Raw genomic sequence first — 5,341 nt, 5'->3', positions numbered from 1 at the left:
CACGATGCGAACCCGCCGGCGCCTGCCAACTCGCAAGGCGGTGCCGCATGACGCGCCGCAACCTCGAGCTCGTCCTGCTGTGCGTGGCGGCGCCCATCGTGGTGCTGCTGTTCGCCATGCTGGCCATAAACCAAGGCCAGAGCCTGAACGCCACCACGCTGGGCGTGCCCATCGGCATCTTCGTGGCGTTCGTCATCGCGCATTTGGCCGTGCGCAAGTTCGCGCCCAAGGCCGACCCCGCCATCTTGCCCATCTCGTTCGCCCTATCCGGCATAGGCATCGCGTTCATCACGCGGCTCGCGCCCTATGCGGACAAGTCCAGTATCGCCATCAACCAGGTGATGTGGCTGTTCCTGGGCGTGGCGTGCATGGTGCTCGTGCTCGTGCTGTTCCGCAACCTGGACAAGGTGGCCAACTACAAGTACACGCTCATGATCGTGGGCTTCGCGTTGCTGCTCTCGCCGCTTCTGCCGGTCATCGGGCAGGAGATCTACGGCAGTCGCATCTGGATCGGCATTCCCGGCGTGTTCTCGTTCCAACCGGGCGAGATAGCCAAGATAGCCATCGTGCTGTTTCTGGCGGGATACCTCGCCCAGAACCGCGAGATGCTCTCCGTGTTCACGTGGCGTGCAGGCCCGTTCAACCTGCCCGACATCCGCACGCTGCTGCCGCTTCTGCTCATGTGGCTGGTCGCCCTGCTCATCGTGGTGTTCGAGAAGGATCTCGGCAGCGCGCTCGTGTTCTTCTTCGTGTTCCTCATCATGCTCTACGTGGCCACGGGCAAGAAGTTCTACCTGGTGGTGGGCCTTGGGCTTATCGCCGTCGGCGGAGTAGGCGCCTACCTGGCGTTCGGGCATGTGCAAACGCGTGTGGACATATGGCTGGACCCGTTTGCCGATGCGCAGAACACGGGCTACCAGCTGGTTCAATCGCTCTACTCCATCGCCGACGGCGACCTGTTCGGCGTGGGGCTCGGGCGCGGCCTGGCCGGCGGGGGCAACGGGCTTCCCCAGATCCCCGTCGCGGAAAGCGACTTCATCTTCACCGTTATCGCCGAGGAGATAGGGCTTCTGGGCGCGGCCGGCGTGCTGCTGCTGTTCCTGTGCTTCGCCATCCGCGGCTTCGTGACGGCGGCGCGCGCGAAGAGCGACGTCAGCTCGTTCGTGGCGGTCGGCCTCACGTCCATCGTGGTTCTGCAGGCGTTCATCATCGTGGGCGGCATCACGCGCCTCATCCCCCTGACCGGCATCACGCTGCCGTTCATCAGCCAAGGCGGCTCATCGCTTCTAGCCAGCTTCATCATCGTGGGCTTCCTGCTGCGCTGCGGCGACGAGGGCACGGGCGTGGGCGAGGAAATGGCCAGCGCCACCACCTCGCTGCATGCGAACAGCGTGCTCGGGCGCGTGTCGCTGGGCAAGCGGCTCACGCACGCCATGATCATCCTGTCCACCCTGTTCGCCTTGCTCGTGGCCAACCTCACCCTCATCATGGTGGTGCAGGCGAGCTACTACCAGAACATGCCCGGCAACAACCACACGATGGCGAAGGAGTCGCGCACCGAGCGCGGCACCATCTCCACCTACGACGGCGTGATCCTCGCGCAGAGCGTGCAGCAGGAGGACGGTACCTACGAGCGCGTCTACCCCGCCGGCAACCTGGCCACCCACGTGGTGGGCTACGCGTCCACCCAGTTCGGCACGTCCGGCATCGAGGCCGCCGAGAACGACACGTTGAAGGGCCAGCAGAACTACGCCAGCTGGACCGACGTGCTGAACTCGCTGGCCGGCGTCGGCGGCGTGGGCAACGACGTCACGCTCACGCTGAACTCGAAGATACAGCAGGCGGCCCAGGACGCGCTCTCCGGCTACGCCGGCGCGTGCGTGGTCATGGACCCCGAGACGGGCGCCGTGCTGGGCATGGCGTCGTCGCCCACCTACGACGCGGCCGACTTCGCCGCCGAGATCGAGAAGGCCAACGCCAACCCCGATGGCGAGAGCACGCTGCTGAACCGCGCGATACAGACACTGTACGCCCCCGGCTCCACGTTCAAGATCGTCACGCTGGCAACGGCGCTCGAGGACGGCGTGGCCAGCGAGGACACCGTGTTCTCGTCGCCAGGCACCATGGACATCGGCAACGCGCCCGTCACGAACTTCAACAAGAACTCCTACGGCGACATCACGCTCGCCCGCGCCACCGAGCTGTCCAGCAACACCGTGTTCGGCCAGCTGGGCGTGGAGATGGGCGCGGAGAAGCTCGTGGACGGCGCCGACAAGTTCGGCTTCAACCGCAAGATCGACTTCACGCTGAACACCGCCACCTCGCTCATGGCCGAGCCCGACGAGATGACGAAGTGGGAGCTGGCCTGGTCGGCCGCCGGCGAGCCGGTGAACCCCCAGAACCACCCCAGCCCCGCCGGGCCCCAGGCCACCGTGCTGGAGATGGCCCTCGTGGGCTGTGCCATCGCCAACGACGGCGCCATCATGAACCCCTACCTGGTAGAGGGCGTCTACAACGCCAACGGCGAGCGCAGCTTCACCGCCACGCCGAACAAGTTCCTGCAGGCCGTGAGCAAGGAGACGGCCAGCCGCGTGAAGGACGTGCTCAAGGGCGTCGTCACGGACGGCACGGGCACGGCCGCCGCCCTCCCCGGCGTGGAGGTGGCCGGCAAGACCGGCACGGCCGAGAAGGAGAACGGCAACGACAGCTGGTTCGTGGGAATGGCGCCCGCCGACAACCCGCGCGTCGTGGTGGCCATCAACCTGGAGCTCGCCGACGAGGGCATGGGCACCGAGCGGGCGCAGAATGTGTTGAGAACGGCCCTGCAGGTGCAAGGGCTTTTGTAAATAAGGTATGCTGGTGGCAATCGTATCAACATCGACACGCAGTACCGCCACGGGGCATGTGACCTAAAGGAGCAGAAACGTGACCGGAAACATGACAGGCAGGGTGTTCAACAACCGCTACCAGATAACCGAGCGCATCGGCATCGGCGGCATGGCCGAGGTGTACCGCGCGCAGGACAACGTGCTCGGGCGTCTGGTCGCGGTGAAGGTCATGCTGCCCCAGTACGCCGCCGACCCCAACTTCACCAAGCGCTTCAAGCAGGAGGCCGCCGCCGCGGCCAACCTGCAGAGCCCCTACATCGTGAACGTGTACGACTGGGGCCAGGACGACGGCACGTACTACATCGTCATGGAGTTCGTGCGCGGAAGCGACCTGAAGACGGCCATCAACGAGCGCGGCGCCATCAACCAGCGCAAGGTGGCCGAGATAGGCTCGCAAGTGTGCCAGGCCCTGTCGGTGGCGCATAATTTGGACATCATCCACCGCGACATCAAGCCGCAGAACATCATGGTGCAGCCCGACGGCAACGTGAAGGTCATGGACTTCGGCATCGCGCGCGCCAAGAACTCGGTCATGACGCAGACGTCGTCCGTGCTGGGCACGGCGCACTACATCTCGCCGGAGCAGGCGCAGGGCAAGGAGCTCACCGCCGCCAGCGACATCTACTCGCTGGGCATCGTGCTGTACGAGGCCGCCACGGGCAAGCTGCCCTTCGACGGCCCCGATGCCGTGAGCGTGGCCATGAAGCAGGTGAACGACCTGCCGGCCCCGCCACGCGAGATCAACCCCGACATCGACCCCGCGCTCGAGGCCATCATCATGCGCACCATGGCGAAGAACCCCGCCGAGCGCTTCGCCACCGCGCAGGACATGCGCTACGCGCTGAACGACTACCTGGCCGGACGCCCCGTGAACGTGGGCGGCGGCTTCACCAGCGCCGAAACGGCCGTCATGGGCGGCGTGGTGGCCCCCATGGCCGCGGCCGACGGCACCGCCGTCATGCCCGCCGGCATGGGCGCGGGCGGCGTGAAGCCCGCGGGAACCCCCGGCGGCGCGAAGAACTACCGTTCCGACGACGGCAAGAAGAAGAACAACAAGAAGACCATCGGCATCGTGGTGGGCGTCATCGCCGCGCTGGCCATCGTAGGCCTTGCGGCGTTCGCCCTCATGGGCGGCTTCGCCTCGGGCGACCCCGTGCCCAACGTGACGGGCAAGACCGTCGAGGAGGCCACGGCCATCTTGAAGGAGGCGGGCTTCGAGCTGGGCACGACCGACCAGAAGTACGATGACAAGGTTCCGGCCGGGCAGATAGTCGGCCAGGACCCGAAGGCCGGCGACAAGCGCGAGAAGGGCTCGAAGGTCAACGTCACCGTATCGCAGGGCGTGGCGCAGATCACCGTGCCCGACGTGAAGGGCCTCGACGCGGAAAAGGCGAAGCAGGCGATCAAGGACAAGGGGCTCGTGCCGAGCGCAGGAACGCCAGCCTATTCCGACACGGTTGAAAAGGGCCTGGTCATCAGCACCAATCCCGAAAGCGGCACCAAGGTTGAAAAGAACTCGACCGTGGAGTACATCGTATCGCTCGGCTCCGAGGGCGTCGAAGTGCCCAACGTGGTGGGCCAGCGCGAGGGCGCCGCAGTCGCAGCGCTGAACGATGCCGGCTTCTCCGTGACGACCGACTACGCCAACAGCGATACCGTGGCCGAGGGCCTGGTCATCAGCCAAAGCCCCTCCGCCGGCGAAAAGGGCAAGGAAGGCGGCACGGTGAACATCGTGGTGAGCAGCGGCAAGGCGAAGCCCACGAAGTTCACCGTATCCGCCTCGGTCTCGGGCGAGGGCGGCTACGTGTCGCCGTCGTCCATGGAGGTGGACGAGGGCGGCAGCATCACGTTCCAGGTGACGCCCAACAGCGGCTACACGGTGTCCTCCGTCACCGACACGAACGGCAACAGCTACAGCGTGTCCCCGAGCGGCGGCAGCTTCACCGTCAGCAACGTGAAGAACAGCATCGCCGTCACCGTGGTGTTCGCCAAGCAGTCGACACCCGACCCGACGCCGACGCCCAACCCGACGAACTAGCCGCCACTTATCGTCCCGTGCGCACGTTCGGGGCTTCCTGTACCGAAACATGAGCGGGCCGCCTTTTTGGGCGGCCCGCTCATGTTTCCGGGTAAGACAACGCTTCGCCGTCAAGCTGCCAACGAGCAAATCCCCACCTCGTCCTGCATGCGAGCTAGCCCTACAATGGGCGGATCACCCGTGTGAAAGGACCGCCAGGATGAACCTCTCCCTCATTGCCATCGTCCTCGTGGGCCTTGTCGCCGCGCTCTGCGGGCTCGTCGTAGCCAACCTGAAGGCGCAGCAGCGGGACGTGCAGGCTGCCTGGAACCGCTTGGACGGATTGCGCCGCCGCGGCATGGAGACGGTGCCGGCGTTCGTCGCCGCCGTCTCTCAGGACGAGGCTGCCGCGCAGCGCGCAGCCAGCAGCCCCTCG

3 protein-coding genes are annotated in these 5,341 nt (G+C 66.0%); all 3 read left to right on the top strand.

Features of this window, described 5'->3' with window-relative positions:
- Positions 1–47 precede the first annotated feature (47 nt).
- Complete coding sequence (locus GPA_RS06675) at positions 48–2,846, top strand: FtsW/RodA/SpoVE family cell cycle protein (protein ID WP_015539388.1); 2,799 nt, start codon at positions 48–50, stop codon at positions 2,844–2,846.
- A 91-nt stretch (positions 2,847–2,937) separates the two neighbouring features.
- Positions 2,938–4,926 (top strand): Stk1 family PASTA domain-containing Ser/Thr kinase, encoded by a 1,989-nt coding sequence (gene pknB, locus GPA_RS06670; RefSeq protein ID WP_015539387.1) that lies wholly within the window; start codon positions 2,938–2,940, stop codon positions 4,924–4,926.
- 199 nt (positions 4,927–5,125) lie between these two features.
- On the top strand, positions 5,126–5,341 hold a 216-nt coding region (locus tag GPA_RS18975), incomplete at its 3' end, for a hypothetical protein (protein ID WP_041239203.1).

This window comes from Gordonibacter pamelaeae 7-10-1-b, assembly GCF_000210055.1.
In the GTDB taxonomy this organism is placed as follows: domain Bacteria; phylum Actinomycetota; class Coriobacteriia; order Coriobacteriales; family Eggerthellaceae; genus Gordonibacter; species Gordonibacter pamelaeae.
This window is presented reverse-complemented; position numbering and strand designations above follow the sequence as displayed.